Annotated in this window: 26 protein-coding genes and 1 tRNA gene; 21 read left to right on the forward strand and 6 right to left on the reverse strand. The window is 63.9% G+C overall.

Features of this window, described 5'->3' with window-relative positions; genetic code table 11:
• The first annotated feature begins 24 nt into the window (after positions 1 to 24).
• The 3 genes from GA0061098_RS45250 (at position 25) to GA0061098_RS30995 (ending at position 1565) form a co-directional block, all read left to right on the forward strand.
• Positions 25 to 402 (forward strand): hypothetical protein, encoded by a 378-nt coding sequence (locus GA0061098_RS45250; protein WP_165637710.1) that lies wholly within the window; start codon positions 25 to 27, stop codon positions 400 to 402.
• Positions 403 to 493: 91 nt separating this feature from the next.
• Entirely contained in the window at positions 494 to 667 is a 174-nt protein-coding gene (locus GA0061098_RS45255; RefSeq protein WP_165637701.1) for a hypothetical protein, read from the forward strand.
• Positions 668 to 677: 10 nt separating this feature from the next.
• Positions 678 to 1565 (forward strand): hypothetical protein, encoded by an 888-nt coding sequence (locus GA0061098_RS30995; protein ID WP_091965283.1) that lies wholly within the window; start codon positions 678 to 680, stop codon positions 1563 to 1565.
• A gap of 50 nt (positions 1566 to 1615) precedes the next feature.
• Here GA0061098_RS30995 and pepT read toward each other — a convergent pair whose 3' ends face one another.
• From pepT to GA0061098_RS31025, 6 genes are all read right to left on the reverse strand, one after another.
• A complete protein-coding gene (gene pepT / locus GA0061098_RS31000) occupies positions 1616 to 2866 on the reverse strand; it encodes a peptidase T (RefSeq protein WP_091965284.1) in 1251 nt (416 codons plus the stop codon).
• A 103-nt stretch (positions 2867 to 2969) separates the two neighbouring features.
• A complete protein-coding gene (locus GA0061098_RS31005; RefSeq protein ID WP_091965285.1) occupies positions 2970 to 3299 on the reverse strand; it encodes an HU family DNA-binding protein in 330 nt (109 codons plus the stop codon).
• Between the two features lie 203 nt (positions 3300 to 3502).
• Positions 3503 to 3579 (reverse strand) — tRNA-Asp (locus tag GA0061098_RS31010).
• 160 nt (positions 3580 to 3739) lie between these two features.
• Positions 3740 to 3943: a hypothetical protein gene (locus GA0061098_RS31015; protein WP_018320134.1), complete on the reverse strand. Its 204-nt coding sequence runs from the start codon at positions 3941 to 3943 to the stop codon at positions 3740 to 3742.
• A gap of 143 nt (positions 3944 to 4086) precedes the next feature.
• Positions 4087 to 5382 (reverse strand): spinster family MFS transporter, encoded by a 1296-nt coding sequence (locus tag GA0061098_RS31020; RefSeq protein WP_091965286.1) that lies wholly within the window; start codon positions 5380 to 5382, stop codon positions 4087 to 4089.
• A gap of 63 nt (positions 5383 to 5445) precedes the next feature.
• A complete protein-coding gene (locus GA0061098_RS31025) occupies positions 5446 to 6636 on the reverse strand; it encodes an aromatic ring-hydroxylating dioxygenase subunit alpha (RefSeq protein ID WP_091965287.1) in 1191 nt (396 codons plus the stop codon).
• 212 nt (positions 6637 to 6848) lie between these two features.
• Here GA0061098_RS31025 and GA0061098_RS31030 point away from each other — a divergent pair, with 212 nt between their 5' ends.
• The 18 genes from GA0061098_RS31030 (at position 6849) to nuoN (ending at position 26046) form a co-directional block, all read left to right on the forward strand.
• Positions 6849 to 7361 carry a MarR family winged helix-turn-helix transcriptional regulator gene (locus GA0061098_RS31030; protein ID WP_091965288.1) on the forward strand — a complete coding sequence of 171 codons (513 nt, stop codon included), beginning with the start codon at positions 6849 to 6851 and terminating at the stop codon, positions 7359 to 7361.
• A gap of 177 nt (positions 7362 to 7538) precedes the next feature.
• Positions 7539 to 9788, forward strand: coding sequence for a TonB-dependent siderophore receptor (locus GA0061098_RS31035; protein WP_165637713.1), 2250 nt, complete (start codon positions 7539 to 7541; stop codon positions 9786 to 9788).
• Between the two features lie 689 nt (positions 9789 to 10477).
• Positions 10478 to 10843, forward strand: coding sequence for an NADH-quinone oxidoreductase subunit A (locus tag GA0061098_RS31040; protein ID WP_018320139.1), 366 nt, complete (start codon positions 10478 to 10480; stop codon positions 10841 to 10843).
• Positions 10834 to 11421 (forward strand): NuoB/complex I 20 kDa subunit family protein, encoded by a 588-nt coding sequence (locus tag GA0061098_RS31045; RefSeq protein ID WP_026202310.1) that lies wholly within the window; start codon positions 10834 to 10836, stop codon positions 11419 to 11421. The genes GA0061098_RS31040 and GA0061098_RS31045 overlap by 10 nt, the downstream gene beginning before the upstream one ends.
• A gap of 11 nt (positions 11422 to 11432) precedes the next feature.
• Positions 11433 to 12047 (forward strand): NADH-quinone oxidoreductase subunit C, encoded by a 615-nt coding sequence (locus GA0061098_RS31050; RefSeq protein WP_091965290.1) that lies wholly within the window; start codon positions 11433 to 11435, stop codon positions 12045 to 12047.
• Between the two features lie 2 nt (positions 12048 to 12049).
• Positions 12050 to 13246: an NADH-quinone oxidoreductase subunit D gene (locus tag GA0061098_RS31055; protein WP_018320142.1), complete on the forward strand. Its 1197-nt coding sequence runs from the start codon at positions 12050 to 12052 to the stop codon at positions 13244 to 13246.
• Entirely contained in the window at positions 13246 to 14211 is a 966-nt protein-coding gene (locus GA0061098_RS31060) for an FkbM family methyltransferase (protein ID WP_091965291.1), read from the forward strand. Before GA0061098_RS31055 ends, GA0061098_RS31060 begins: the two co-directional genes overlap by 1 nt.
• 12 nt (positions 14212 to 14223) lie before the next feature.
• The gene (gene nuoE, locus GA0061098_RS31065; RefSeq protein ID WP_091965292.1) at positions 14224 to 14835 is read left to right on the forward strand and encodes an NADH-quinone oxidoreductase subunit NuoE; all 612 of its coding nucleotides are present in this window, start codon (positions 14224 to 14226) and stop codon (positions 14833 to 14835) included.
• Complete coding sequence (locus tag GA0061098_RS31070; RefSeq protein ID WP_091965293.1) at positions 14835 to 15041, forward strand: hypothetical protein; 207 nt, start codon at positions 14835 to 14837, stop codon at positions 15039 to 15041. The genes nuoE and GA0061098_RS31070 overlap by 1 nt, the downstream gene beginning before the upstream one ends.
• Before the next feature lie 15 nt (positions 15042 to 15056).
• A complete protein-coding gene (gene nuoF, locus GA0061098_RS31075; RefSeq protein WP_018320146.1) occupies positions 15057 to 16382 on the forward strand; it encodes an NADH-quinone oxidoreductase subunit NuoF in 1326 nt (441 codons plus the stop codon).
• A gap of 5 nt (positions 16383 to 16387) precedes the next feature.
• Positions 16388 to 18463 (forward strand): NADH-quinone oxidoreductase subunit NuoG, encoded by a 2076-nt coding sequence (nuoG, locus tag GA0061098_RS31080; protein ID WP_091965294.1) that lies wholly within the window; start codon positions 16388 to 16390, stop codon positions 18461 to 18463.
• A 10-nt stretch (positions 18464 to 18473) separates the two neighbouring features.
• Positions 18474 to 19541, forward strand: coding sequence for an NADH-quinone oxidoreductase subunit NuoH (nuoH, locus tag GA0061098_RS31085; RefSeq protein ID WP_038948735.1), 1068 nt, complete (start codon positions 18474 to 18476; stop codon positions 19539 to 19541).
• Positions 19542 to 19555: 14 nt separating this feature from the next.
• Complete coding sequence (gene nuoI / locus GA0061098_RS31090) at positions 19556 to 20044, forward strand: NADH-quinone oxidoreductase subunit NuoI (protein ID WP_026232873.1); 489 nt, start codon at positions 19556 to 19558, stop codon at positions 20042 to 20044.
• 9 nt (positions 20045 to 20053) lie between these two features.
• Positions 20054 to 20692 (forward strand): NADH-quinone oxidoreductase subunit J, encoded by a 639-nt coding sequence (locus tag GA0061098_RS31095; protein WP_091965295.1) that lies wholly within the window; start codon positions 20054 to 20056, stop codon positions 20690 to 20692.
• A complete protein-coding gene (gene nuoK, locus GA0061098_RS31100; protein WP_008547737.1) occupies positions 20689 to 20997 on the forward strand; it encodes an NADH-quinone oxidoreductase subunit NuoK in 309 nt (102 codons plus the stop codon). Before GA0061098_RS31095 ends, nuoK begins: the two co-directional genes overlap by 4 nt.
• An 8-nt stretch (positions 20998 to 21005) precedes the next feature.
• Positions 21006 to 23078: an NADH-quinone oxidoreductase subunit L gene (nuoL, locus tag GA0061098_RS31105; RefSeq protein ID WP_091965296.1), complete on the forward strand. Its 2073-nt coding sequence runs from the start codon at positions 21006 to 21008 to the stop codon at positions 23076 to 23078.
• The gene (locus GA0061098_RS31110; RefSeq protein ID WP_091965297.1) at positions 23079 to 24587 is read left to right on the forward strand and encodes an NADH-quinone oxidoreductase subunit M; all 1509 of its coding nucleotides are present in this window, start codon (positions 23079 to 23081) and stop codon (positions 24585 to 24587) included.
• Between the two features lie 22 nt (positions 24588 to 24609).
• Complete coding sequence (nuoN, locus tag GA0061098_RS31115; protein WP_091965298.1) at positions 24610 to 26046, forward strand: NADH-quinone oxidoreductase subunit NuoN; 1437 nt, start codon at positions 24610 to 24612, stop codon at positions 26044 to 26046.
• Position 26047 lies beyond the last annotated feature (1 nt).

Raw genomic sequence — 26047 nt, forward strand, 5'->3', positions numbered from 1 at the left:
CGGCCTAGCATGGGGGCGGGAACAGTGTCGACCCGCAACATTGCTACGTCCCTTGAAGAATTGCCGCAGTGCTGGCCGAAACGCCGGCGCGTCTCATTGACGGGTGATCAGGCCAAGTTGAGCGTCGGCCGCCGCTTCGCATGCCACCTCTGGAACATCGCCAGTGTCGCCGGCTTCGGCCGAGACGATTGCGCAACGGCCGGCTTCCATTGCCCGCTCCAGCCATTTGATGGCTTCATCAATCCATCTGTCGTGCTGCTCGGGATCGGCGATCGCCTTTTCCCGAAATGCATCTGCCTGAATGAAGGCACGCCGTTCTGCGGTCCACGCGGCTCTCCCCGATCCGGAGGTTCCGCCCCGGTGGCATCCTTTATGATCGGAGAGCCGGCGTCGTTAACATAGGACAGGAAGCGCAAAAGGAAGGCCCCAGCCCGGGGCTGACCGGCTGAGGCCTTCGTGCTCACAATCTTCATCCTTGGGACTTGAGTAGACAATGCGCATCGGGCCGGTTCGTTCCGCAGCTCGATGCCGAATTAGGAACGTTCCTCATTCCTCCCGATTAGCGATCAGGAATGTTGAGGAGGATGGGACTATGGACGGACTGATTTATCTGATCGGCCTGATCGTCGTGATCATGGCGATCCTGTCGTTCTTCGGCCTGCGCTGAGAGAACGGCAATGGAAACGCTCGTACGGGAAGACATGATGGAGGGCGGCGGGGCGGCGTCCGACAACCGCCGGACCATCCAGTGGAGCTCGGTGTTCGCAGGCGCTCTCGCCGCCGGTGCAATGTCATTCATCCTGATCGGCTTTGGCGTCGCGGTCGGCCTAGGAGTCAGTTCAGCCTCGCCGACATGGCGCGATGCCTCGGCGGCGCTGGCGCTGCTGTCCGGGCTGTACCTGATCATCCAGGCGATCATCAGCTTCGGGTTCGGCGGCTACATCGCCGGCCGGACGACGCGACCGGCGCCCGCGCTGGCGACGATCGAAGACGATGGCGAACGACGGGACGGCCTGCACGGGCTGACCTCCTGGGCCCTGGCCGTGCTGGCTGGCGCGGCTCTGCTCGCGCTGCTCGGCGCTGCCGCGATCGACCGTTCGCCGATGCGCAGCTCGGCAAGCAATACGTCCGCGGCCGAGCCGCTGCTCAGCTATGAGCTCGACAAGCTGTTCCGCGCGCCGCGTCGTGCCCCGAACATCGATCTGAGGGAGGCGCGCGCTGAGGCGGGACGGATTCTGATGACGTCGTCCAGCCACAGCGGAATCAGCACCGACGACCGCGCCTATTTGGTGCAGCAGGTTGCTGGTCTGACGGGGCTACAGGCCCCCGACGCCGAACGGCGGGTCGATGCGCTGATCGCGGACTCCAAGACCGCCATCAACCGCGCGCGACGCAATTCGATCATCGTGGCGTTCTCGGTCGCGGCCGCGACCCTGATCGGTGCCGCGGTGGCGTGGGCGGCGGCTGTGGCCGGTGGACGGCATCGCGATGGCGAACCATTGCCGAACTGGATGGCGAGCTCAAATCGCTTCCATCGCAATCCGCGCGCAATGCCGGTGCCGTAAGCTCTGAAACAAATGGCCGGGCGTAAGCCCGGCCATAACGGACGGAAGCCTCAGGCCTTCTCCTCCCAGATCATCGCGAGATGCACGATGGTCTGCACGGCTTTTTCCATGTCCTGCCGGCTGACCCATTCGAGCCGCGAATGAAACGCGTGCTCGCCGGCGAAGATGTTGGGGCAGGGCAGGCCCATGAAAGACAGGCGCGAGCCGTCGGTGCCGCCGCGGATCGCTGTGCGCATTGGGCGCAGGCCGGCGCGGCGGATCGCTTCGATGGCGTATTCGAGCACGTGCGGGTGACGGTCGATCACCTGCTTCATGTTGCGGTACTGCTCCCGCACCTCGAACGTGTAGGTCGAGCGCGGATAGTCCTTCATCACGTCCTTGACGATGGTCTCGAGCAAGACCTCCTTCTCCTTCAGCCCTTCCTCGGTGAAGTCGCGGACGATGAACGAGAGCCTCGCCTGCTCCAGCGCACCCTCGATGCCGATCGGATGCAGAAAGCCCTGCTTGCCCGAGGTCGTCTCCGGCGAACAGCCTTCCTTCGGCAGCCGCTCGACGATGGCGGCCGCGATCTTGATGGCGTGCTCCATCTTGCCCTTGGCGTAGCCGGGATGGGCGCTGACGCCGTTGATGGTGATGGTGGCGCCGTCGGCCGAGAAGGTCTCGTCCTCGACGCAGCCGGCGCTTTCGCCGTCCATGGTGTAGCCGAAATCGGCACCCAGCTTCTTGATGTCGACATTGTCGACGCCGCGGCCGATCTCTTCGTCCGGCGTGAACAGGATCTTGATGGTGCCGTGCTTCACATCGGGATTGTTGATGAAGAAGTGCGCGGCATCCATGATCTCGGCAACGCCCGCCTTGTTGTCGGCGCCCAGCAGCGTCGTGCCGTCGGTGGTGATGATGTCGTTGCCGATCTGGTTCTTCAGCGCGGGATGCTCATTGAAGCGGATCACTTGGCTGGTGTCGCCCGGCAGCGTGATGTCGCCGCCGCGATAGTTCTTCAGAACTTGCGGCTTGACGTCCTTGCCGGTGACGTCGGGCGAAGTGTCCATGTGCGAGCAGAAGCAGATCACCGGCACTTTCTTGTCGGTGTTTGCCGGGATCGTTCCGTAGACGTAGCCGTAATCGTCGAGATGCGCGTCCGCGACCCCGGTGGCCTTGAGCTCGGCGGCGAGCACGCGGCCGAGATCCTTCTGCTTCTCGGTCGAGGGCGAGTGAGGGGATTCCGGATCGGACTGGGTGTCGATGGTGACGTAGCGCAGGAAGCGCTCGGTCACGGTATGCGAAAAGGTGAGGGAGGACATTTCTGGTCAAACCGCCGGGGTCAGGGGGAGCAGCCGGTATACCAGAAAAGCGGGCCGCGTTGCGGCAGGAAGGAGGTGGGATCAGGCTTAACGAAGAGTAGCCTCAGATCGCCTCTTTCAGTTCCTTGACCGGGCGGAAAGTGACCTTCTTGCTGGCCTTGATGTGGATCGGCTCGCCGGTGGCGGGATTGCGGCCGGTTCGGGCGGCGCGCTTGCGGACCTGGAGGATGCCGAGCCCGACGATGCGGACCCGGTCGCCCTTCCTAAGGTGCTTGGCGATCAAATCGACCATGTCGGTCAGGACCGCCTCGGCGTGCTTTTTCGACAGGTCCTGGCTCTCAGCGATATCGGCAGCGAGGTGCTTGAGCGTGATGGTAGCGGGAGCAGCTGCCTTCTTCGCCGAATCCTTCTTGGCCGTATCCTTTTTAGCCATGACTGGCCTCCTCGGTTGTCCAATGACAGGGTATCCCTGGAAAAGCCGAGAATGCGTAAGGATCCCTCTAAGTCCTTTGAGACGTAGACGATTCGGGCGCGGGCTGACTATGCCGAGAGTTCCCGCCAGCGGCAGGCAATCGCCGGCGCAGATGCGGCCGAAGTCGAGGAGTTCAAGCTAAGACTATGAAGGGGTTGCCAAAATGGCGCGAGAGACGGGGCTCGAACCCGCGACCTCCGGCGTGACAGGCCGGCGCTCTAACCAACTGAGCTACTCCCGCGTGGTTCGCTCGATGCGCGCGGAACGAGGGGGGAATTAAAGGCGGGGCTGAGTGAAGTCAAGGACGTTGCGCTGGCACGATGCATCTCGGCTAAGCATTGCTCTGGAAAACGAAAAAGGCCGCCCGGAGGCGGCCATCGGTCAGCCCGGAAGAGGACGTATCAGCGAATCTCGGACGTCCCCGCGCTCGTCACCACCACCGGCTTGCCGGCCTTGATGACGTGGGTGGACTGGGCGGTCTGGCTGTAATCGGCATTGGTGCGGGCTGCGATCCCGAAGGCCGCCACTGTGATGCCGGCCACCAGCGCCACCACCACGATCTTCAGGTGGGTCGCACGATCAGCAGAGTGAATTGAGTGGTTCATCTGAGCCTCCCGACGGGCTTTGCCGCCGTCTGTAGGCTCATGTCTTAAGGACCATCTGTTTCCGGATGGTTTCGCGGGTTCCGCAAAATGGTTTCATCTCGCCGCCCGGCTGGTTTCGCCGGGCGGGCCCAAGCGGGCCGGCCTCAGGCGGCGGCACGGCCGATGTCGTTCCGGATCGCGCGGGCGGCCCAGATGAACAGGAGTGCGCCGAGCGTGGTCGTGACCGCCGCCGAGAGCAGGGAATAGCGCACGGCCTCTGCGCCATAACTGCCCTTCAGCGCGTCATTGACCATGCCGACTGCGAGCGGGCCGACGCCCTGGCCGAAGCAGGTGGCGGTGAGCGCAATCAGCGCGGAGGCGAGCGCGCGCATGCTGGGCTTGGCCACCGTCTGCGCGATCGCGAAGATCGGGCCGAGATGGAAGCCGACCAGGAACGACGTCAGCGCCAGCATGGCGACCATCATCGCAAAATCCTGAGTCAGCATGCACAGCGCGAACACGGGGCCAGCGAGGCCCGAGGTGATCGCGGGCGCCCACAGCTTCCAGCGGTCGTCGCGGCGGCTGACTTGCGCCACGACGAAGCCGCCGAGCAGGGTGCCGGCCATGCCGGCGAGGCCCTTGAAGGTGCCGGCATAGGTGCCGATCTCGGCGCTCGACAGATGATGCACGCGCGCCAGGAACGGCGGGATCCAGGCCGCGGTCGCGTAGTTCGTGTAGGTGGTGAGGCAGAAGCCGATCAGGACGATGATGAAGCTGCGCTGCGAGGCGAGAAAGCGCAGCGTCGGCCCGAGCGGCTCGGGCACGAAACTCTCCTGCATCGCGCCGCGCTTCGGCTCGGAGATCGTCAGCCACAACACCAACGCGAGCAGGATGCCGGGCAGGCCGGCGACATAGAACGCCATCCGCCAGCCATAGTGCTGATTGACGTAGCCGCCGATGAAATAGCCGAGGAAGACGCCGAGATAGGTGCCGATGGCGTAGATGCCGAGCGCGCGCGGGCGCTCGTTCTTGGCGAAGAGATCGGCGACGATCGATTGCGAGGCCGGTGAGCCCGCGGACTCGCCGATGCCGACGCCGATGCGCGCCAGCGCCAGCGAGGTCACGCTGGTGGCCGCGCCGCACAGCGCCGTCATCGCGCTCCAGAATGCAAACGCGACAGCCACGATGTTGCGTCGGTTGAGCCGGTCGGCAACGCGCGCGATGGGAATGCCGAGCAGGGAATAGAACAGCGCAAAGCCGAAGCCGGCGAGCAGGCCCATCATGGTGTCGCTGAGGGCAAACTCCTTCTTGATCGGCTCGATCAGGACGTTGAAGATCGTGCGGTCGAGGAAGTTCAGCGCGTAGATGATCGTGAGCAGCCCCAGCACGTAATAGCGCCGCGCCGGGGGCTTTGCCGCGGCAGCCGTTTGCACCGACATCTGTGACGTCACATCGACCATCGCTTCCCCCAATTTGGTGTTTATTGTCGTTAATGGTCCAGCCCTGAAGTAGGGGCTGGAAGGTCACCCTTCGCGGATGTAATTCCCCGCTTCGAATTCGACCGGTGGCGCGCCGGCATCGAACGAAACGCCGATCGGATCGCGGCCTGCGGCGAGCGCATCGAGCTGGTCGCTCAGCATGCGCCGGATCAACAGGATGCCGCGGTCGCTCTGGCCGAAATGCTCCTCGGAATGAACCGTTACCTCGCCCTGGCCGACCTGGGCCTCATAGTCCCCCGGGAATTGCTGGTGCTCTTGCTCGGTCATGTCCCACCAGAACTTGCCATTGAACTTCGAGCGCATGCGGCTGATATCGCCGGGAGCCTTGACGCGGCCGGCGACATAGATCCGGAAGGAGCCGTCGTCGATCGGAAGCACCCAGCCGATCGACTCGACGCGCGCGAACTGCGCGACGCGCGGGTTCGGCACGACGCGTAAGGTCGGCAGCGCAGCCTCGCTGACGCGATAGAACACCTTGCCGTCGTCCTGCTGGCGCTCGGAGCGCACGAGGACGCCGCGCGGCGATTTCTCGAACTTCACCTCCGGGATCGACGCCATCATGTTGGTGAATTGCGGGCCCGAGAACGAGCCGTGCAGCACCGGCACGTGATAGGGATCGACCACGTTCTCGAAATGCTGGAGCCAGTTGCAGGGGATGACGGCGGGACCGCCGCCGCCGATCGAGGAATCATCGGCCTCGACCATCTCGCTGTCGTCCATCTTCTCCAGGCATTCGTAAGCCGGCAGCACCGGGCGTTTCTCGGCCGGGCCCATATAGGCGAAGATCAGCCCGTAGCGTTCCTCGACCGGATACCAGGGCTGGCGCACCTTGTCCTTGAACTGACCGCCATCGGGCTCGCAGGGCTGCTCCAGGCAATGGCCCTCGGTGTCGAACTTCCAGCCGTGATAGCAGCAACGGATGCCGTCCTCCTCGACCTTGCCATAGTAGAGCGTGGTGCCGCGGTGGCAGCAGCGGGCGTGCAACAGACCGGCGCGGCCATGCTTGTCGCGGAACAGCACCAGATCCTCACCCAGTGCGCGCACTTTCTTCGGTGTGTCGGTGGCGTCACCGACGAGCCCGACCGGGTGCCAGTAGCGGCGCAGCAGCTCGCCCATCGGCGTGCCGCGCGCGACCGAGGTGAGCTCGGTGCGGGTGTGCGCCGGCTTCATCGCATAGGCCGTGCCGAGGTCACGATCCCGCTGGGTGATGGTCATGCTGGTCCTCCCGCTTTGGCCGTGATGGCCGGGCCTTTTCGGCACCTTGGGTCCAGTGAAAGATAATTCGATGACATTGTCAACGATCTTCCGAAATGCCTCTAAGTCGCATTTGATGAGGCGGCCGGCCGGGCTTGGCAGGCACGGACTTGCAGGCCCAGACTTGCAGGCTCGGACTTGGCAGGCTCGGGCTTTCTTGGCAGAGGTGGATCATGAGCCAGATCGAGAGCAGAGGCGGGGCGACGTCGCCCGCAGACGAGAACGAACCGTCGGCCCCGATCACCGTGATGCTGTCGTCGCGACTGATGGTGCTTGCCAATCTGCTCAAGCGCGGTGCGATCCTGCGCTACAAGCGCCTCACCGGATTGTCCTCGGTCGAGTTCGGTCTCGTCGCCTCGCTCGGCCGCCGGCCGCCGATGAGCGTGGCACGGCTTGCCGAAGCCGTCGGCCAGGACAAGGGACAGATCAGCCGCGCGCTGGCCAATCTGCTCTCGCGCAAGCTGATCGCGAAATCGGCTAATCCGAAAGATAGCCGCGAAGTGCTGATCTCGCTGACCCCGGCGGGTCTCGCCGCGCATGATGCGATCGTCGAAGGCGCGCAGGAGCGCAATCGCCGCCTGCTGGAACAGCTGAGCGAAGCCGAGTTCCACACGCTGCTGGGGCAGGTCGACCAGCTCACGGCGATTGCCGCCGAGATGCTCGAGAGCGAGAAGAACGCGCGCTGATCTTCCAGCAATCTCTGGACATGTTGGATCGCTTCTAAGAGCCTTTCTAAGAAGCTTTCAATTAGGGAATTCTCGCGCGCTCCCATAAGCGTCGCCTCCAAGCGCATGCCGTCCGGGGACAGGCGGCATGACGCATCGAACATGCAGCTTTGGGGTGGCGCGTTGAACAGTCTTGGAATGCTGCGGTCGGCCGTGCTGGCGACCGCGTCCGCTTGGGTTTTGATGCCGCAGGCATCGCTTGCACAATCGTCCGCGCAGGGTGGCGCAGCGACCCTGCCGCCGGTGACCGTCACCGCGCCGGAAGCGCGCCGCCGCGCGGCCACGACCCCTCAGCGCCGTGCGCCGCGGTCGTCGGAGCAGACCGCCAACAGGAACAGGCCGCAGCTGCAGCGCAACGTCGGCTTCGTCGAGACGCCGCGCGGGCCAGTGAACGGCTACGTCGCCGGTCGCAGCTCGTCCGGCACCAAGACCAACACGCCGATCATCGAGACGCCGCAGTCGGTCTCCGTCATCGGCGCCGAGCAGATCCGCGACCAGAAGCCGAACAAGCTCGATGAGGTCCTGCGCTACACCGCCGGCGTGCGGGCGGGAACGTTTGGCGCGGACACGCGCAACGACTGGTGGCTGATCCGCGGCTTCAAGTCCGACGACATCGGACTGTTCCTCGACGGCATGCAGCTGTTCTACACTTCCTATGCAAGCTGGCGGCTGCCGCCGTCCAACATGGAGCGCGTCGAGGTGCTGCGCGGTCCGTCTGCCGTGCTCTATGGCGGATCGAGCCCGAGCGGCATCGTCAACGTCATCAGCAAGATGCCGCCGGCCGAGCCAATCCGCTACATCGAGACCGGCGTCAACAATTTCGGCAACGCCTATATCGGCTTCGATATGGGCGGGCCGATCGCGACGCAGCCGAAGGACGGCAAGCTATTCTATCGCGTCGTTGGCGAGGTCAGGAACGGCGGTACGCAGGTCGACTTCACGCCTGATAACAATTACTTCATCGCGCCGTCGTTCACGTGGAAGCCGGATGCCGACACGTCCTTCACGGTTCTCGCATCGGCCTCGAAGACTGACACGAGGGGCATCAACTTCCTGCCCTACCAGGGCACGGTGACGAATGCGCCGTTCGGCAAGATCCCGACCAGCTTCTTCGTCGGCGATCCCAATGTCGACAAGTTCACGCGCGAGCAGGAGATGCTCGGCTACCAGTTCGAGCGCAATCTCACCGAGGATCTCACGTTCCGGCAGAATGCGCGATTTGCGCATATCGACCTGACCTATCGCGGTTTCATCGGGAACGGCTGGGACAACATCAATACGGCGACGATGGGCCGCTATAATTGGTATGCGAAGAACACGGCGAACCAAGCCAATCTCGACAATCAGCTGGAATATCGCTTCAACACCGGTCCCGTCAGGCACACGATGCTGTTCGGCGTCGATCTCAAGGGCTACCAGATCGACGACTACCAGAATTTCAATTTCGGCACCGTCCCTTCGGTCAATGTGTTCAATCCCGTCTATGGTCTCAGCATTCCGCTGACGGGCGCTCCGTTCCGCAACTTCCAGATCACGCAGAAGCAGGCGGGTACTTACCTCCAGGATCAGATGAAGCTCGGCAACTTCACGCTGGTGCTGAGCGGCCGCAACGATTGGGTCGAGACGACGCAGGAAGCGCGCGACACCGGCGCCACCGTCGCCAGCCGCGAGGACAGCAAGTTCAGCGGAAGGGCCGGGCTGATCTACAATTTCGACAACGGCATCGCGCCCTATGTCTCCTATGCCACGAGCTACAATCCGGTCATCGGTCTCAACGCCACTAACCAGCTCTTCCTGCCGGAGACCGGGCAGCAAACCGAGATCGGCGTGAAGGTCGCACCGAAGGGGTTCGACGGCTATTTCACGGCCTCTGTTTTCGACCTGAAGCGCCAGAATGTCGCGACGACAGCGGGCACGCCGATCTTGCTGAACCAGACCGGCGAGGTGACCTCGCGCGGCATCGAGCTCGAAGCGGTGGCCAATGCCACCAAGGAACTCAAGCTGATCGGCGCGTTCACGGCCTATCATCTCTTCAACAGCCGGGACCTCGATCCGTCGCTGGTCGGCAAGACGCCGACCAACACGCCTCAGCTGCTGGTCTCGGGCTGGGCCGACTACACCTTCAAGGATGGGCCGCTCGAAGGCTTCGGTCTTGGCGGCGGCGTGCGCTACGTCGGCTCATCGTGGGCTGACCCGGCCAACACCCTCGAGGTTCCCGCAGTGGTGCTTGGCGATCTCGCGCTTCATTACGAATGGCAGAACTGGCGTACGGCGCTCAACGTCATCAACCTGACCGACAAGATCTATGTCGCGAGCTGTTCGTTCCCGACGTCCTGCTTCTACGGCGACCGCCGGCGCGTCACCGCCAGCGTCTCCTACAAATGGTGAGGGCGGGTGAGGGCGGCGACATCTGGTGCCGCCGATCCTCCAACACGAGATAGATGAGCACCCCGCGCTATGCCCCCCAGCCCGAAGCTCATCCGGGCGCGGCGCGCGCGACGGCCCTGCACGTCGCCGCCGCCGCGCTCGCGACCGGTCGGGCTGCAATATAACGCAAGCCCGAGTTGTCTTCGCAGCAGGCAGCCCCGGTCCCGCCGCGATGCATGGCTCGTCTGATCGCTTGCGCCTGTGGATAGGTGTCTTTGCTGCACCTGTCCTGCCTCACCGCCTCGACCATCGCCGGCCTTCCGGCCGCGCTGCTCCGGGGCGCTCGGCATTATGTCGCCGGGGTGACAGTCAGTCGGGGGCCTGACGGCAGCCGCAGCTCGGTTTGGGTGCGCTGCCGCACCAAAAAACCAGGTGCTTTTCTCGGGCAATGCATGGCAAAAAGCTGTCTTGGCCCGTGCGGCCGCAATCTCAGAACGGCTGCCCTGCAAAACGGTGGCCGCCCTTGCTGGCCTTGGCGATCTGCTCCATACCAGCGCGGGGTGATTCCGGGATTTTCACCGTTCTGGGGGCGGCAAAGGGCCTAAAAAGAGCGTGTCTTGCGCCCATTGGTGCACTGCGCTAAGGCTCAGAATAATTCCAAATCGGACGAATCCGTGGCTGTCCCGAGGCTGCGGGAAAAAGGGCTCGCCATGAGCGGCATTCTGCAGAACTATCTTCCACTCGTCGTCTTTATAGGGGTAGCGGGCCTCATTGGCCTTGTGCTGCTGATCGCGCCCTTCGTCGTGGCGTTCCAGCAGCCGGACCCGGAAAAGCTGTCGGCGTATGAGTGCGGTTTCAACGCCTTCGACGACGCGCGCATGAAGTTCGACGTCCGCTTCTATCTGGTCGCCATTCTCTTCATCATCTTCGATCTCGAGGTGGCGTTCCTGTTTCCCTGGGCGGTGGCGTTCGGCAAGCTTGGCGCGACCGGCTTCTGGTCCATGGTGGTGTTCCTCGCCGTGCTGACGGTCGGGTTCGCCTATGAATGGAAGAAGGGAGCACTCGAATGGGATTGAACCCCGTGTCGTCCACAGGTCCGGCTATCGCGCCGGCCCCCAAAGGCATCCTGGATCCGTCGACCGGCCGGCCGGTCGGGGCCAATGATCCGTTCTTCCTCGAGGTCAATTCCGAGCTGTCCGACAAGGGCTTCTTCGTGGCCGCGACCGACGACCTCATCACCTGGGCCCGTACCGGCTCCTTGATGTGGATGACCTTCGGTCTCGCCTGCTGCGCGGTCGAGATGATGCAGGTGTCGATGCCGCGCTACGACGTCGAGCGCTTCGGCTTCGCGCCGCGTGCCTCGCCGCGCCAGTCCGACGTGATGATCGTCGCTGGCACCCTGACCAACAAGATGGCCCCGGCGCTGCGCAAGGTCTACGACCAGATGCCCGAGCCGCGCTACGTCATCTCGATGGGCTCCTGCGCCAACGGCGGCGGCTATTATCACTATTCCTACTCGGTCGTGCGCGGCTGCGACCGCATCGTGCCGATCGACATCTACGTGCCGGGCTGCCCGCCCACGGCGGAAGCGCTGCTTTACGGCGTGCTGCTGCTGCAGAAGAAGATCCGGCGCACCGGCACCATCGAACGCTAAGGTTTTACGTCATGGACGACGCCAAGCTCGACGCACTGGGGCAGACGATCGTTAGCGCGCTTCCGGGCGCCGCCATCGGTCATTCGGTGGCCTTCAACCAGCTCACGGTTGATGTCGAGGCCAGCAAGATCGTCGAGGTGGTCAAGTACCTCCGCGACGATCCGAACTGCCGCTTCATCAACTTCACCGACATCACGGCTGCTGACTATCCGTCGCGCGAGAAGCGCTTCGACGTGATCTATCACTTCCTGTCACCGACCCTGAACGCGCGGATCCGGCTCAAGGCGCAGGCCGACGAGACCACCCAGGTGCCGTCGCTGATCGAATTGTTCCCCGGCGCCGACTGGTTCGAGCGCGAGGCCTACGACCTCTACGGCGTGTTCTTCGTCGGCCATCCCGACATGCGCCGCATCCTCACCGATTACGCGTTCGAGGGCCATCCGCTGCGCAAGGACTTCCCGACCACGGGTTTCGTCGAGGTCCGCTACGACGACCAGGAGAAGCGGGTGGTGTACGAACCCGTCCGGCTCAACCAGGAATTCCGCAAGTTCGATTTTCTCTCGCCATGGGAAGGGGCGGACTATCCGGTCCTTCCGGGAGATGAAAAAGCGGGACCGAAGGTCTGATCATGAACGAGCAACCTGAAAATCTCCGCAACTTCACCATCAACTTCGGGCCGCAGCATCCGGCCGCGCACGGCGTGCTGCGTCTGGTGCTGGAGCTGGACGGCGAAGTCGTCGCGCGCGTCGATCCGCATATCGGCCTGCTTCACCGCGGCACCGAGAAGCTGATCGAGCAGAAGACCTACCTCCAGGCGATCCCTTACTTCGACCGCCTCGACTACGTCGCGCCGATGAACCAGGAGCACGCCTTCTGCATGGCGGCTGAAAAGCTGCTCGGCATCGAGGTGCCGCGCCGCGGCCAGCTCATCCGCGTGCTCTATTGCGAGATCGGTCGCATCCTGTCGCATCTGCTCAACGTCACCACGCAGGCGATGGACGTCGGCGCGCTGACCCCGCCGCTGTGGGGCTTCGAAGAGCGCGAGAAGCTGATGGTGTTCTACGAGCGCGCCTCGGGCAGCCGTATGCATGCGGCTTACTTCCGCGTCGGCGGCGTGCATCAGGACCTGCCGCAGAAGCTGGTCGACGACATCGAGGCCTGGTGCGATCCGTTCCTGAAGGTCGTGGACGACCTCGACCGCCTGCTCACCGCCAACCGCATCTTCAAGCAGCGCAACGTCGATATCGGTGTGGTGCCCCTGAAGGAAGCCTGGGAGTGGGGCTTCTCGGGCGTGATGGTGCGCGGCTCGGGCGCGGCCTGGGACCTGCGCAAGTCGCAGCCCTATGAATGCTATGCCGAGATGGATTTCGACATTCCGATCGGCAAGAACGGCGACTGCTACGACCGCTACCTGATCCGCATGGAAGAGATGCGGCAGTCCATCCGCATCATGAAGCAGTGCATCCAGAAGCTGAACGCGCCCGACGGGAAGGGCCCCGTTGTCGTCGCCGACAACAAGGTCGCGCCGCCGCGCCGTGGCGAGATGAAGCGCTCGATGGAAGCCTTGATCCACCACTTCAAGCTCTACACCGAGGGCGTCCACGTGCCGGCCGGCGAAGTCTATGCCGCGGTCGAGGCACCCAAGGGCGAGTTCGGCGTCTATCTGATCTCCGACGGCACCAACAAACCGTACAAGTGCAAGATCCGCGCGCCGGGCTTTGCGCATCTGCAGGCGATGGATCACATCTGCCGCGGCCATCTGCTCGCCGACGTCTCGGCGATCCTCGGCTCGCTCGACATCGTGTTCGGAGAGGTCGATCGGTGATGGGGCAGCAGGCGCCAATCCAGTTTGACCGCGCCTCGGGGGCCCTTGAAGGGGCCAACCTGTGGGAGCGGACGGCTGCCTTGGCGCTGGTGACGGGATCGAAGATCTCCTCGCACTTCTCGCATATGGGCTACATCGCCTGCGCGAATTTGCTGCGGAAGACGCTGCCCGAGCGCAACATCGCGATCAGGCTCAATCCCGACGCCGTGTTCGAATTCCCTTACGGCGACGGCTATTGGAGCAAGCTGCTCAACCGCTCGTACAACTATGAAGACGAGCTCGAGCTCTTGTTCGCCGACTCCGTCGACGTCGACTACACGCTGCTCGATTGCGGTGCCAATTACGGCTATTGGTCGGTGCTGGTGTCGAGCAAGCCGTTCGGCTCGCACAAGGCGATCGCGATCGAGCCATCGGGGCAGAACTATCCGAAGCTCGCCAACAACGCGCGCGTCAACGGCAATCGCTTCGAGACCATGAAATGCGCGATCGGCGCCACCCGCGGCACCGCGCGCCTGTCAGGCACCAAGCACGAGGCCTTCAGCATCGCCGGCGATCCCTCCGCGGGCGGTGAGGAGGTGCCGGTCATCGCTCTCGACAATCTGATCGAGGACGGCAAGGTCGCAAGCGCCGGCAAGTACCTGATCAAGCTCGATGTCGAGGGCGTCGAGATCGAGGCGATCAAGGGCGGCGCGCGTCTTCTCCAGGCCGACAGCGTCATCATGTGCGAGGAGCACGGCAGCGACCGCTCTCATGCGGTGTCGCGCTTCATCCTCGAGCAGACCCCGCTGAAGCTGATCGTGTTCGATCCGCGCAGCAACCGCATGGAGACCGTGACCGAGCTGTCGATCCTCGACCGCATCAAGGTCTCGACCCACGTCGGCTACAACGTTTTCGGCACCGCAAGCGCATTTTGGCAGGACAGGATCGAAGCCCTGAATGCGAAAACAGCGCGCCGCATGCAGTGAGAGATTGAAGAGATGTCCGTTCGCCGACTAGCACCGAAGGAAGTACAGCCCGCGAGCTTTGCGTTCACGGATGAGAACCTCGCGTTCGCCAAGCAGCAGATCGCGAAATATCCGGCGGGACGTCAGGCCTCCGCCGTCATCGCCATCCTCTGGCGTGCCCAGGAGCAGCACGACGGCTGGGTCTCGGAAGCCGCGATCCGCGTCATCGCCGACATGCTCGACATGCCCTACATCCGCGTGCTCGAAGTCGCGACCTTCTACACGATGTTCCAGCTCGCCCCCGTCGGAAAGAAGGCCCACGTCCAGGTCTGCGGCACCACGCCGTGCCGCCTGCGCGGCGCCGAGGATCTTATCCACGTCTGCGAACACCGCATCCATCACGAGCCCTTCCATCTCTCCAAGGACGGCAATTTCAGCTGGGAGGAGGTCGAGTGCCTCGGTGCCTGCGTGAACGCGCCGATGGTGCTGATCGGCAAGGACACTTATGAGGACCTGACCAAGGAAAGCTTCGGCAAGGTGCTCGACGGTTTCGCTTCGGGCAATCCGCCCAAACCCGGTCCGCAGAACGGCCGCCAGTTCTCGGCGCCGATCACCGGGCCGACCACGCTGAAGGAGAGCACCTGATGGGTGATCTCTCGCAGCCTTCCGTGCAGGGGAGCGGTGCCATGAAAAAGTGGGGCTTCATCGCGTTGCACGCCGCCGTGGCGGCCGCTTTCATTTTCCTGCTGCAGCGTTTCAGCCTGAACGCGTCGCTGGAATCCAGTCTGCTCTGGGCGCTGACCTTCGCCGTCTGCGCCGCCGGACTTGCTTACAAGCAGACCATTCGTTGATCGGAAAGCACTGATATGCTCGAGGACAAGGACCGCATCTTCAAGAACCTCTACGGCCTCCATGATTGGGGGCTCGAGGGTGCGCGGCGCCGCGGCGCCTGGGATGGCACCAAGAACATCATCGACAAGGGCCGCGACTGGATCATCAACGAGATGAAGGCGTCGGGCCTGCGCGGCCGCGGCGGCGCCGGCTTCCCGACCGGTCTGAAATGGTCGTTCATGCCGAAGGAATCGACCGACGGCCGGCCGAGCTATCTCGTCGTCAATGCCGACGAATCCGAGCCCGGCACCTGCAAGGATCGCGAGATCATGCGGCACGATCCGCATCTCCTGATCGAGGGCTGCCTGATCGCGAGCTGCGCGATGAACGCGCATGCCTGCTACATCTATGTCCGCGGCGAGTTCATCCGCGAGCGTGAGCACCTGCAGGCCGCGATCGACCAGGCCTATGAAGCCAAGCTGGTCGGCAAGGATAACGTCAATGGCTGGCCGTTCGACATCTACGTCGCCCACGGCGCCGGCGCCTATATCTGCGGCGAGGAAACCGCGCTGCTCGAAAGCCTCGAAGGCAAGAAGGGTCAGCCCCGCTTGAAGCCGCCGTTCCCGGCCAATGTCGGCCTGTTCGGCTGCCCGACCACCGTCAACAACGTCGAGTCCATCGCGGTCGCGCCCGACATCCTGCGCCGCGGCGCGGCGTGGTTTGCCGGCATCGGTCGTCCGAACAATGTCGGCACGAAGCTCTTCTGCATCTCCGGCCATGTCGAGCGGCCCTGCAACGTCGAAGAGGCCATGGGCATTCCGTTCCGTGAGCTGATCGACAAGCATTGCGGCGGCATCCGCGGCGGCTGGGACAACCTCAAGGCCGTGATCCCCGGCGGCTCGTCGGTGCGCATGGTACCGGCCGAGCAGATCATCGACACGCCCATGGATTTCGACAGTCTGAGCAAGCTCCGCTCGGGCCTCGGCACCGCGGCCGTGATCGTGATGGACAAGTCGACTGACCTGATCCGCGCCATCGCCCGCATCTCCTATTTCTACAAGCATGAGAGCTGCGGCCAGTGCACGCCGTGCCGCGAGGGCACAGGCTGGATGTGGCGCGTGCTCACCCGCATGGCCGAAGGCCGCGCCCACAAGCGCGAGATCGACATGCTGCTCGAGGTGACGAAGCAGGTCGAAGGCCACACCATCTGCGCGCTCGGCGATGCCGCGGCATGGCCGATCCAGGGCCTGATCGCGCATTTCCGTCACGAGATCGAAGCGCGTATCGACCAGTATTCGCATAAGGCCGATGTTGACGATATCGGCGTCCGCGATCCCGTGAACATGGTCGCGGCGGAGTAAGAAGAATGACCAAGCTCATCATCGACGGCAAAGAGATCGATGTGCCCGCCGAGTTCACGCTGCTTCAGGCGTGCGAGGCGGCCGGCGCCGAGATTCCGCGCTTCTGCTATCACGAGCGGCTGTCGATCGCCGGCAATTGCCGGATGTGCCTCGTCGAGGTGAAGGGCGGCCCGAAGCCGGTCGCAAGCTGCGCCTGGGGTGTGCGCGACTGCCGTCCGGGCCCGAAGGGCGAGCCGCCGGAGATCTCCACGCGTTCGCCGATGGTGAAGAAGGCGCGCGAAGGCGTGATGGAATTCCTTCTGATCAACCATCCGCTGGACTGCCCGATCTGCGACCAGGGCGGCGAGTGCGACCTGCAGGACCAGGCGATGGGCTATGGTGTCGACACCAGCCGCTTCGCCGAGAATAAGCGCGCGGTCGAGGACAAATATCTCGGCGCGCTGGTCAAGACCTCGATGAACCGCTGCATCCAGTGCACGCGCTGCGTCCGCTTCTCGGCGGAAGTCGCCGGCGCGCCCGAGATGGGCGCCACCGGGCGCGGCGAGGATATGGAGATCACGACCTATCTCGAGCACGCGCTGACCTCGGAGCTTCAAGGCAATCTCGTCGACATCTGCCCGGTCGGCGCACTGACCTCAAAACCCTATGCGTTTGCCGCGCGTCCCTGGGAGCTCGGCAAGACCCAGTCGATCGACGTGATGGACGGCGTCGGGTCTGCGATCCGCGTCGACACCCGCGGCCGCGAGGTCATGCGCGTGCTGCCGCGCATCAACGAGGCCGTCAACGAGGAGTGGATCTCCGACAAGACCCGCCACGTCGTCGACGGCCTGCGCACCCAGCGTCTCGACCGGCCCTATATCCGTGAAGCCGGCAAGCTGCGCGCGGCGAGCTGGACCGAAGCCTTTGGCGCGATCGCTGCGAAAGCGGCGCGTACTGACGGCAAGCGCATCGGCGCGATCGCGGGCGATCTCGCCGGCGTCGAGGAGATGTTCGCGCTGAAGGATCTTCTCGCCAAGTTCGGCTCGACCAATATGGCGGTGCAGGGTGGCGACGCCTTCGACCCCGCGCTCGGCCGCGGCTCCTACATCTTCAACCCGACGCTGGTGGGTGTGGAGCAGGCGGATGCGCTGCTCATCATCGGCGCGAACCCGCGGAAAGAGGCGGCCGTGTTCAACGCCCGCATCCGCAAGCGCTGGCGTGCCGGCGGCTTCAAGGTCGGCGTGATCGGCGCCAAGGTCGATCTGACCTACGATTACGATCACCTCGGCGCGGGCACTGAAACGCTCGGTGAGCTGGCGGCCGGCAAGCACTCCTTCATGGACGTGCTGAAGAACGCCAAGCATCCGATCATCCTGGTCGGCGCGGGCGCGGCCTCGCGTCACGACGGCGCCGCCATTCTCGCGAGCGCCGCCAAGCTCGCGCTCGATGTCGGTGCGGTCAAGGACGGCTGGAACGGCTTTGGCGTGCTGCACGAGAGCGCTTCGCGCGTCGGTGCGCTCGATATCGGCTTCTCCGCAACCGGCGGGGGCCTGAACGCTGCGCAGATGACCACGTTCGGCACGCTGGATTTGCTGTTCCTGCTCGGCGCCGACGAGATCAACGCGCCTGATGGTACCTTCGTTGTCTATATCGGCACCCATGGTGACCGCGGCGCGCATCGCGCCGACGTGATCCTGCCGGCGGCCGCCTATACCGAGAAGTCCGCGATCTACGTCAACACCGAAGGCCGCGTGCAGATGACGGGCCGCGCCGCGTTCCCGCCGGGCGAAGCCCGCGAGGACTGGGCGATCGTCCGCGCGCTGTCGGAGGCACTTGGCAAGAAGCTCGGCTATGACTCGCTTTCGGCGCTGCGCCAGGCGATCTTCAAGGCCGTGCCGCATCTGATCCGCCTCGACCAGATCGAGGCCGGCTCGGCCGACCAGATCAAGAAGCTGGCGGGGAAGGGCGGTTCGCCCGAGAAGGCGCCGTTCAAGCCGCTGGTCGAGGACTTCTATTTGACCAACCCAATCGCGCGTGCATCCGCCGTGATGGCGGAATGTTCGCGCCTCGCCTCCGGGCACATGCTGACCGCAGCGGAGTGAGCGTGATCTGATGGAATTCTTCGAAAGCGCATTCTGGACCGGGTTCCTCTGGCCGCTGATCATCATGGTCGCGGAGAGCGTGCTGGTGCTCGTCGTCCTGCTCGTGGCGATCGCCTACATCCTGCTCGCCGATCGCAAGATCTGGGCGGCGGTGCAGATCCGGCGCGGCCCGAACGTGGTCGGCCCCTGGGGCCTGCTGCAGTCCTTCGCTGACTTGCTGAAGTTCGTGCTGAAGGAGCCGATCATTCCGGCCGGCGCCAACAAGGGCGTGTTCCTGCTGGCGCCGTTGGTCTCATGCGTGCTCGCGCTCGCCGCCTGGGCGGTGATCCCGACCAATCTCGGCTGGGTGATCTCCGACATCAATGTCGGCATCCTCTTCATCTTCGCGATCTCGTCGCTGTCGATCTACGGCATCATCATGGCCGGCTGGTCGTCGAACTCGAAGTACCCATTCCTGGCCGCGCTGCGCTCGGCGGCGCAGATGGTCTCCTATGAAGTCTCGATCGGCTTCGTCATCATCACGGTGCTGCTCTGCGCCGGCACGCTGAACCTGTCGGCCGTGGTCGAGGCCCAGCATGTCCGCGGCCTTGCCAGCCTGATCGGGCTGCCGCAGCTCACCATCCTGAACTGGTATGTGTGGCCGCTGTTCCCGATGTTCGTGATCTTCTACGTCTCGGCGCTGGCGGAAACCAACCGTCCGCCCTTCGACCTCGTGGAAGCCGAATCCGAGCTCGTCGCCGGCTTCATGGTCGAATACGGCTCGACCCCGTATCTGCTGTTCATGCTCGGCGAGTACGTTGCGATCGTCACGATGTGCGCGATGGCGACGATCCTGTTCCTCGGAGGCTGGCTGCCGCCGGTCGATCTGCCGCCCTTCAACTGGGTGCCGGGGATCATCTGGTTCTCGCTCAAAGTCTTCTTCATGTTCTTCCTGTTCGCGATGGCAAAGGCGATCGTGCCGCGCTACCGCTACGACCAACTGATGCGCCTCGGCTGGAAGGTGTTCCTGCCGCTGTCGCTGGCGATGGTGGTCGTGGTGGCTGGCGTGCTGCATTTCGCCGGCATCGCGCCGAAGTGAGGGCCGTCATGGGTATCAACATCAACGCCACTGCACGCTCGCTTCTGCTGTCGGAATTCGTCTCGGCGTTCTTCCTCGCCATGCGCTATTTCTTCCAGCCGAAGCCGACCCTGAACTATCCGTTCGAGAAGGGCCCGATCTCGCCGCGCTTCCGCGGTGAGCATGCGCTGCGCCGCTATCCGAACGGCGAAGAGCGCTGCATCGCCTGCAAGCTGTGTGAAGCGGTCTGTCCCGCGCAGGCCATCACCATCGAGGCCGGCCCCCGCCGCAACGACGGCACCCGCCGCACCGTGCGCTACGACATCGACATGGTGAAATGCATCTATTGCGGCCTCTGCCAGGAGGCCTGTCCGGTCGACGCCATCGTCGAAGGTCCGAACTTCGAGTTCGCGACCGAGACCCGCGAGGAACTGTTCTATGACAAGGCCAAGCTGCTCGCCAACGGCGACCGCTGGGAACGCGAGATCGCGAAAGCGATCGAGCTCGACGCGCCGTACCGGTGAGGTGAGGGCATGATCCTTCCCGCGCTGTTCTTCTATCTCTTCGCCGGCGTCTGTGTCGCCTCGGCCGTGATGGTGATTGTCTCGCGCAATCCCGTGCACTCCGTGCTGTACCTGATCCTGGCCTTCGTCAACGCCTCCGGCCTGTTCGTGCTGATGGGCGCCGAGTTCCTGGCGATGATCCTGATCGTCGTCTATGTCGGCGCGGTCGCGGTGCTGTTCCTGTTCGTGATCATGATGCTCGACGTGGACTTCACCGAGCTGCGCGAGGGCTTCATCGAGTACCTGCCGGTCGGCCTCGTCATCGGCGGCATCTTCCTGTTCGAGCTGCTGCTCACCGTCGGCTTCTGGGTCATCAACCCCGGCGTCGCCAAGACGATCACGGCGGCGATCCCGACCAACGTCTCGAACACCGAGGCGCTGGGTCTGGTGCTCTATACGAAGTACATCCACTACTTCCAGCTCTCGGGCATGGTGCTGCTGGTCGCCATGATCGGCGCCATCGTGCTGACGCTGCGGCACAAGGCGAGCGTGAAGCGGCAGGACATCAACGTTCAGAACGCGCGCACGCCCGAAATGGCGATGGCGATGCGCAAGGTGGCGCCGGGGCAGGGGCTCCAGGACTCTGATGCGGCGGAGTGGGTGAAATGACGATCGGGCTCGGACACTATCTTGCGGTCGGTGCGATCCTGTTCACGCTCGGGATCCTCGGCATCTTCCTGAACCGCAAGAACATCATCGTCATCCTGATGTCGATCGAGCTGATCCTGCTCTCGGTCAACATCAACCTCGTGGCGTTCTCGACCTTCCTCGGCGACATCGTCGGCCAGGTCTTCGCGCTTCTGGTGCTGACGGTTGCGGCTGCGGAAGCCGCGATCGGTCTCGCCATCCTGGTGGTCTATTTCCGCAACCGCGGCTCGATCGCGGTTGAGGACGTCAATCTGATGAAGGGCTGAGCTCAGTCATGGTTCAGGCAATCGTTTTCCTGCCGCTGCTGGGCGCCATCTTGGCCGGCCTGATCGCGCTGTTCGGCGCGCATGCCCGCAACCCCTCGGGCGACGAGGTCGAGCATCACGGCGACCACGGTCACGGCGCCGCCCACGCGTCGGCGGCGCATGACGACCATGGTCACGACGATCATGGTCACGACGACCACGGCCCGGCCGAACCGCCGGCGGCGGGCTCGCGCGGGGCGGAGCTGATCACCACGGCGCTCTTGTTCGTGTCGGCGGCGCTGTCCTGGATGACGCTGGTCGATGTCGGCTTCATGCATCACGACATGCGGATTCCGTTGTTGCCGTGGATCCAGTCGGGCGATCTCCAGGTCTACTGGAGCTTGCGGGTCGACACGCTCACCGCCGTGATGCTGGTGGTGGTGACCACCGTGTCCTCGCTCGTGCACCTCTATTCCATCGGCTACATGGACGAGGACCCGTATCGGCCGCGCTTCTTCGGCTACCTCTCGCTGTTCACCTTCGCCATGCTGATGCTGGTGACGGCGGACAACCTCGTGCAGCTGTTCTTCGGCTGGGAAGGCGTGGGTCTGGCCAGCTATCTGCTGATCGGCTTCTGGTACCAGAAGCCGTCGGCGAACGCCGCCGCGATCAAGGCCTTCGTGGTCAACCGCGTCGGCGATTTCGGTTTCGCGCTGGGCATCTTCGCGATCTTCATGCTGACCAGCTCGACCGATTTCGAGACGATCTTCCATGCCGCGCCTGGCCTCACCGGCAAGACCATCAACTTCCTCGGCTGGCACGCGGATGCGCTGACCCTGACCTGCCTGTTGCTGTTCATGGGCGCGATGGGCAAGTCGGCGCAGTTCCTGCTGCACACTTGGTTGCCGGACGCGATGGAAGGACCGACGCCTGTGTCGGCGCTGATCCACGCCGCGACCATGGTCACCGCGGGCGTCTTCATGGTGGCGCGCCTGTCGCCGCTGTTCGAGCTCGCCCCGAATGCGCAGGCTGTCGTGATGTTCTTCGGCGCCACCACGGCGTTCTTCGCTGCGACCATCGGCCTCGTCCAGAACGACATCAAGCGCATCGTCGCCTATTCGACCTGTTCGCAGCTCGGCTACATGTTCGTGGCGATGGGAGCAGGGGCCTATTCGGTCGGAATGTTCCATCTGTTCACGCACGCCTTCTTCAAGGCGCTGCTGTTCTTGGGCTCCGGCTCGGTGATCTACGCGATGCACCACGAGCAGGACATCCGCAACATGGGCGGGCTCTGGAAGAAGATTCCCTACACCTATGCGGTGATGGTGGTCGGCACGCTTGCGCTCACCGGCTTCCCGCTCACCGCCGGCTACTTCTCCAAGGACGCGATCATCGAATCCGCTTACGCCGCGCACAATCCGTTTGCGATGTACGGCTTCCTGATGACGGTCGTCGCCGCCGGCCTGACCTCGTTCTACTCCTGGCGCCTGATCTTCAAGACCTTCCACGGCGAGCCGCATGACGAGCATCACTACGAAGCCGCACATGAGGCCCCGATCTGGATGCTGATCCCGATCGGCGTGCTCGCGGTCGGCTCGATCATTGCGGGCTTCCCGTTCAAGGAGCTGTTCGCAGGTCACGGCATCGAGGAGTTCTTCCGCGAGTCCGTGAAGATGAACCCGCACATCATCGAGGAGATGCACCACATCCCCGAGACCATCGCCGTCCTGCCGACGGTGATGATGGTGCTGGGCTTCCTCGTCTCGTACCTGTTCTACATCCGCCGGCCGTACATCCCTGTGCAGCTCGCTAAAGAGCAGCCGATGCTGTACCAGTTCCTGCTCAACAAATGGTACTTCGACGAGCTCTACGACGTCATCTTCGTCCGTCCGGCGAAGTGGATCGGCTATCAGCTCTGGAAGAAGGGCGACGGCTTCATCATCGACGGCCTCGGTCCCGACGGCGTCTCGGCCCGCGTGCTGGACGTCACCCGCAACGTCGTGAAGATCCAGACCGGCTATCTCTATCACTACGCATTCGCCATGCTGATCGGCGCCGCCGGCCTGATCACCTGGTTCATGTTCGGCTTTGGAGGCCAGTAAATGACAACCTGGCCCATCTTATCGGTCACGACGTTCCTGCCCCTGGTCGGCGCGCTGATCGTCTATCTCAGCCGCGGCGATGACGAGGCGGCCAAGCGCAACTCGCGCTGGATCGCGCTCTGGACCACGCTGATCACCTTCGCGGTGTCGGTGATCCTGGTCATGCGCTTCGATCCGGCGAATCCCGACTTCCAGTTCGTCGAGAAGGCGAACTGGCTCGCGACCGGGATCACCTACCACATGGGCGTCGACGGCATTTCGCTGCCGCTGGTGATCCTCACCACCGCCGTGATGCCGTTCTGCATCATCGCGAGCTGGAAGGCGATCACCAACCGCGTCCGCGAATACATGATGGCGTTCCTGATTCTGGAAACGCTGATGATCGGCACCTTCTCGGCGCTCGATCTCGTGCTGTTCTACCTGTTCTTCGAAGGCGGCCTGATCCCGATGTTCCTGATCATCGGCGTCTGGGGCGGTCCGCGCCGGGTCTACGCGTCGTTCAAGTTCTTCCTCTACACGTTGCTCGGCTCGGTGCTGATGCTGCTCGCCATCATGGCGCTGTACTGGAATGGCGGCACCACCGACATTCCGACCCTGATGCACACCGCCGTGCCGCGCTCGCTGCAGACCTGGGCCTGGCTCGCTTTCTTCGCCTCGTTTGCGGTGAAGATGCCGATGTGGCCGGTGCACACCTGGCTCCCCGACGCGCACGTCGAGGCGCCGACGGCCGGCTCCGTGGTCCTCGCCGCGATCCTGCTGAAGATGGGCGGCTACGGCTTCCTGCGCTTCTCGCTGCCGATGTTCCCGCTGGCGTCGCACGACTTCGCGCCGCTGATCTTCACGCTCTCGGCCATCGCCATCATCTACACCTCGCTGGTGGCGCTGATGCAGGAGGACATGAAGAAGCTGATCGCGTACTCCTCGGTCGCGCATATGGGCTTCGTCACCATGGGCATCTTCGCCGGCACCATGCAGGGCGTTGCCGGCGGCGTGTTCCAGATGATCTCGCACGGCATCGTCTCCGGCGCGCTGTTCCTCTGCGTCGGCGTTGTCTACGACCGCCTGCACACCCGCGAGATCGCGGCCTATGGCGGCCTCGTCAACCGGATGCCGCTCTACGCGCTGACCTTCATGATCTTCACCATGGCCAATGTCGGTCTGCCCGGCACATCAGGCTTCGTCGGCGAGTTCATGACGCTGCTAGGCACCTTCAAGGTCTCGATCCCGACCGCGTTCTTCGCCACCTTCGGCGTGATCCTCTCGGCCGGCTACGCGCTGTGGCTCTACCGCAAGGTCGTGTTCGGGGCGCTGGTCAAGCCGTCGCTGGCGAGCATGAAGGATCTCACCTTCCGGGAGTGCCTGACGTTGTTCCCGATGATCGCGCTGACGATCCTGTTCGGGGTCTATCCGAAGCCGGTGCTCGACATGTCGGCTGCCTCGGTCCAGCAACTCGTCAACAACTACAACACCGCTGTGACGGCCGTGAAGGCCGCCGCACTGCTCCAGTGATCGGGCAGGTCAGGATATCGCCATGAGCTTTGAGACTGCAGGTTATCAACTGGCGCCGGTGCTGCCCGAGATCGTGCTCGCGATCGGCGCCATGGCTCTGCTGATGCTGGGCGCCTATCGCGGGCAGGAGACGACCGGTGCCGTCACCTCGCTGGCGGTCGTGCTTCTGGTCGTGGTCGGCGTGCTCGAATACATGCTGCCCGCGGGCAAGCAGGTGACCTTCGGCGGCAGCTTCATCGTCGACGACTTTGCCCGCTTTATGAAGATCCTGGCCCTGATCGGCTCGGCGGTGACGCTGGTGCTGTCGACCGAGTTCCTGTCCGACCCGTCGCGCCGCATCTTCGAATACGCCATCCTGGTGCTGCTCTCGACGCTCGGCATGATGGTGCTGATCTCGGCCGGCGACCTGATCTCGCTCTATCTCGGCCTCGAACTGATGTCGCTCGCGCTCTATGTCGTGGCGACCTCCAACCGCGACAACGCCAAGTCGACCGAAGCCGGCCTGAAGTATTTCGTGCTCGGCGCACTGTCCTCGGGCATGCTGCTGTACGGCGCCTCGCTGATCTACGGCTTCACCGGCACGGTCAGCTTCACCGGCATCGCGGCGGCCGCGACGGTCTCGAATGTCGGCCTCGTCTTCGGTCTGGTCTTCCTGCTCGTCGGCCTCTGCTTCAAGGTTTCGGCCGTGCCGTTCCACATGTGGACGCCTGACGTCTACGAGGGCGCGCCGACCCCGGTCACCGCCTTCTTCGCGTCGGCGCCGAAGGTCGCCGCGCTTGCCGTGTTCACCCGCGTCACGCTCACCGCTTTCCCGGGCATCGTCTCGCAGTGGCAGCAGATCCTGGTGTTCGTGGCGATCGCCTCGATGGCGCTGGGCTCCTTCGCCGCGATCGGCCAGAGCAACATCAAGCGCCTGATGGCTTATTCCTCGATCGGCCACATGGGTTTTGCTCTGGTCGGCCTTGCCTCCGGCACGGTCGAAGGCGCGCAGGGCGTCCTGATGTACATCGTGATCTATGTCGCGATGACGCTGGGCTCGTTCTCGATCATCCTCGCCATGCGCCGCAACGGACAGGCGGTCGAGCAGATCAGCGATTTCGCCGGCCTGTCGCGCACCAATCCGCTGCTCGCCTTCATGTTCGCGATGCTGCTGTTCTCGCTCGCGGGCATTCCGCCGCTCGCGGGCTTCTTCGCCAAATGGTACGTCTTCGTCGCCGCCATCAAGGCGAACCTGTTCACGCTCGCCGTCGTTGGCGTGCTGACCAGCGTGGTCGGCGCCTACTATTACCTCGCCATCGTCAAGACGATGTATTTCGACGAGCCGGCCGGCCAGGTCGATCCGGTGCGCGTCGAGGTGAAGACGGTGCTGGCAGTCTTTGGCCTGTTCAACATCCTGTTCGCGCTGTTCGCAGGTCCCGTGGTGAGCGTCGCCTCCGCCGCGGCAAAGTCGCTGTTCTAGG

Source organism: Bradyrhizobium shewense, assembly GCF_900094605.1.
GTDB lineage: Bacteria > Pseudomonadota > Alphaproteobacteria > Rhizobiales > Xanthobacteraceae > Bradyrhizobium > Bradyrhizobium shewense.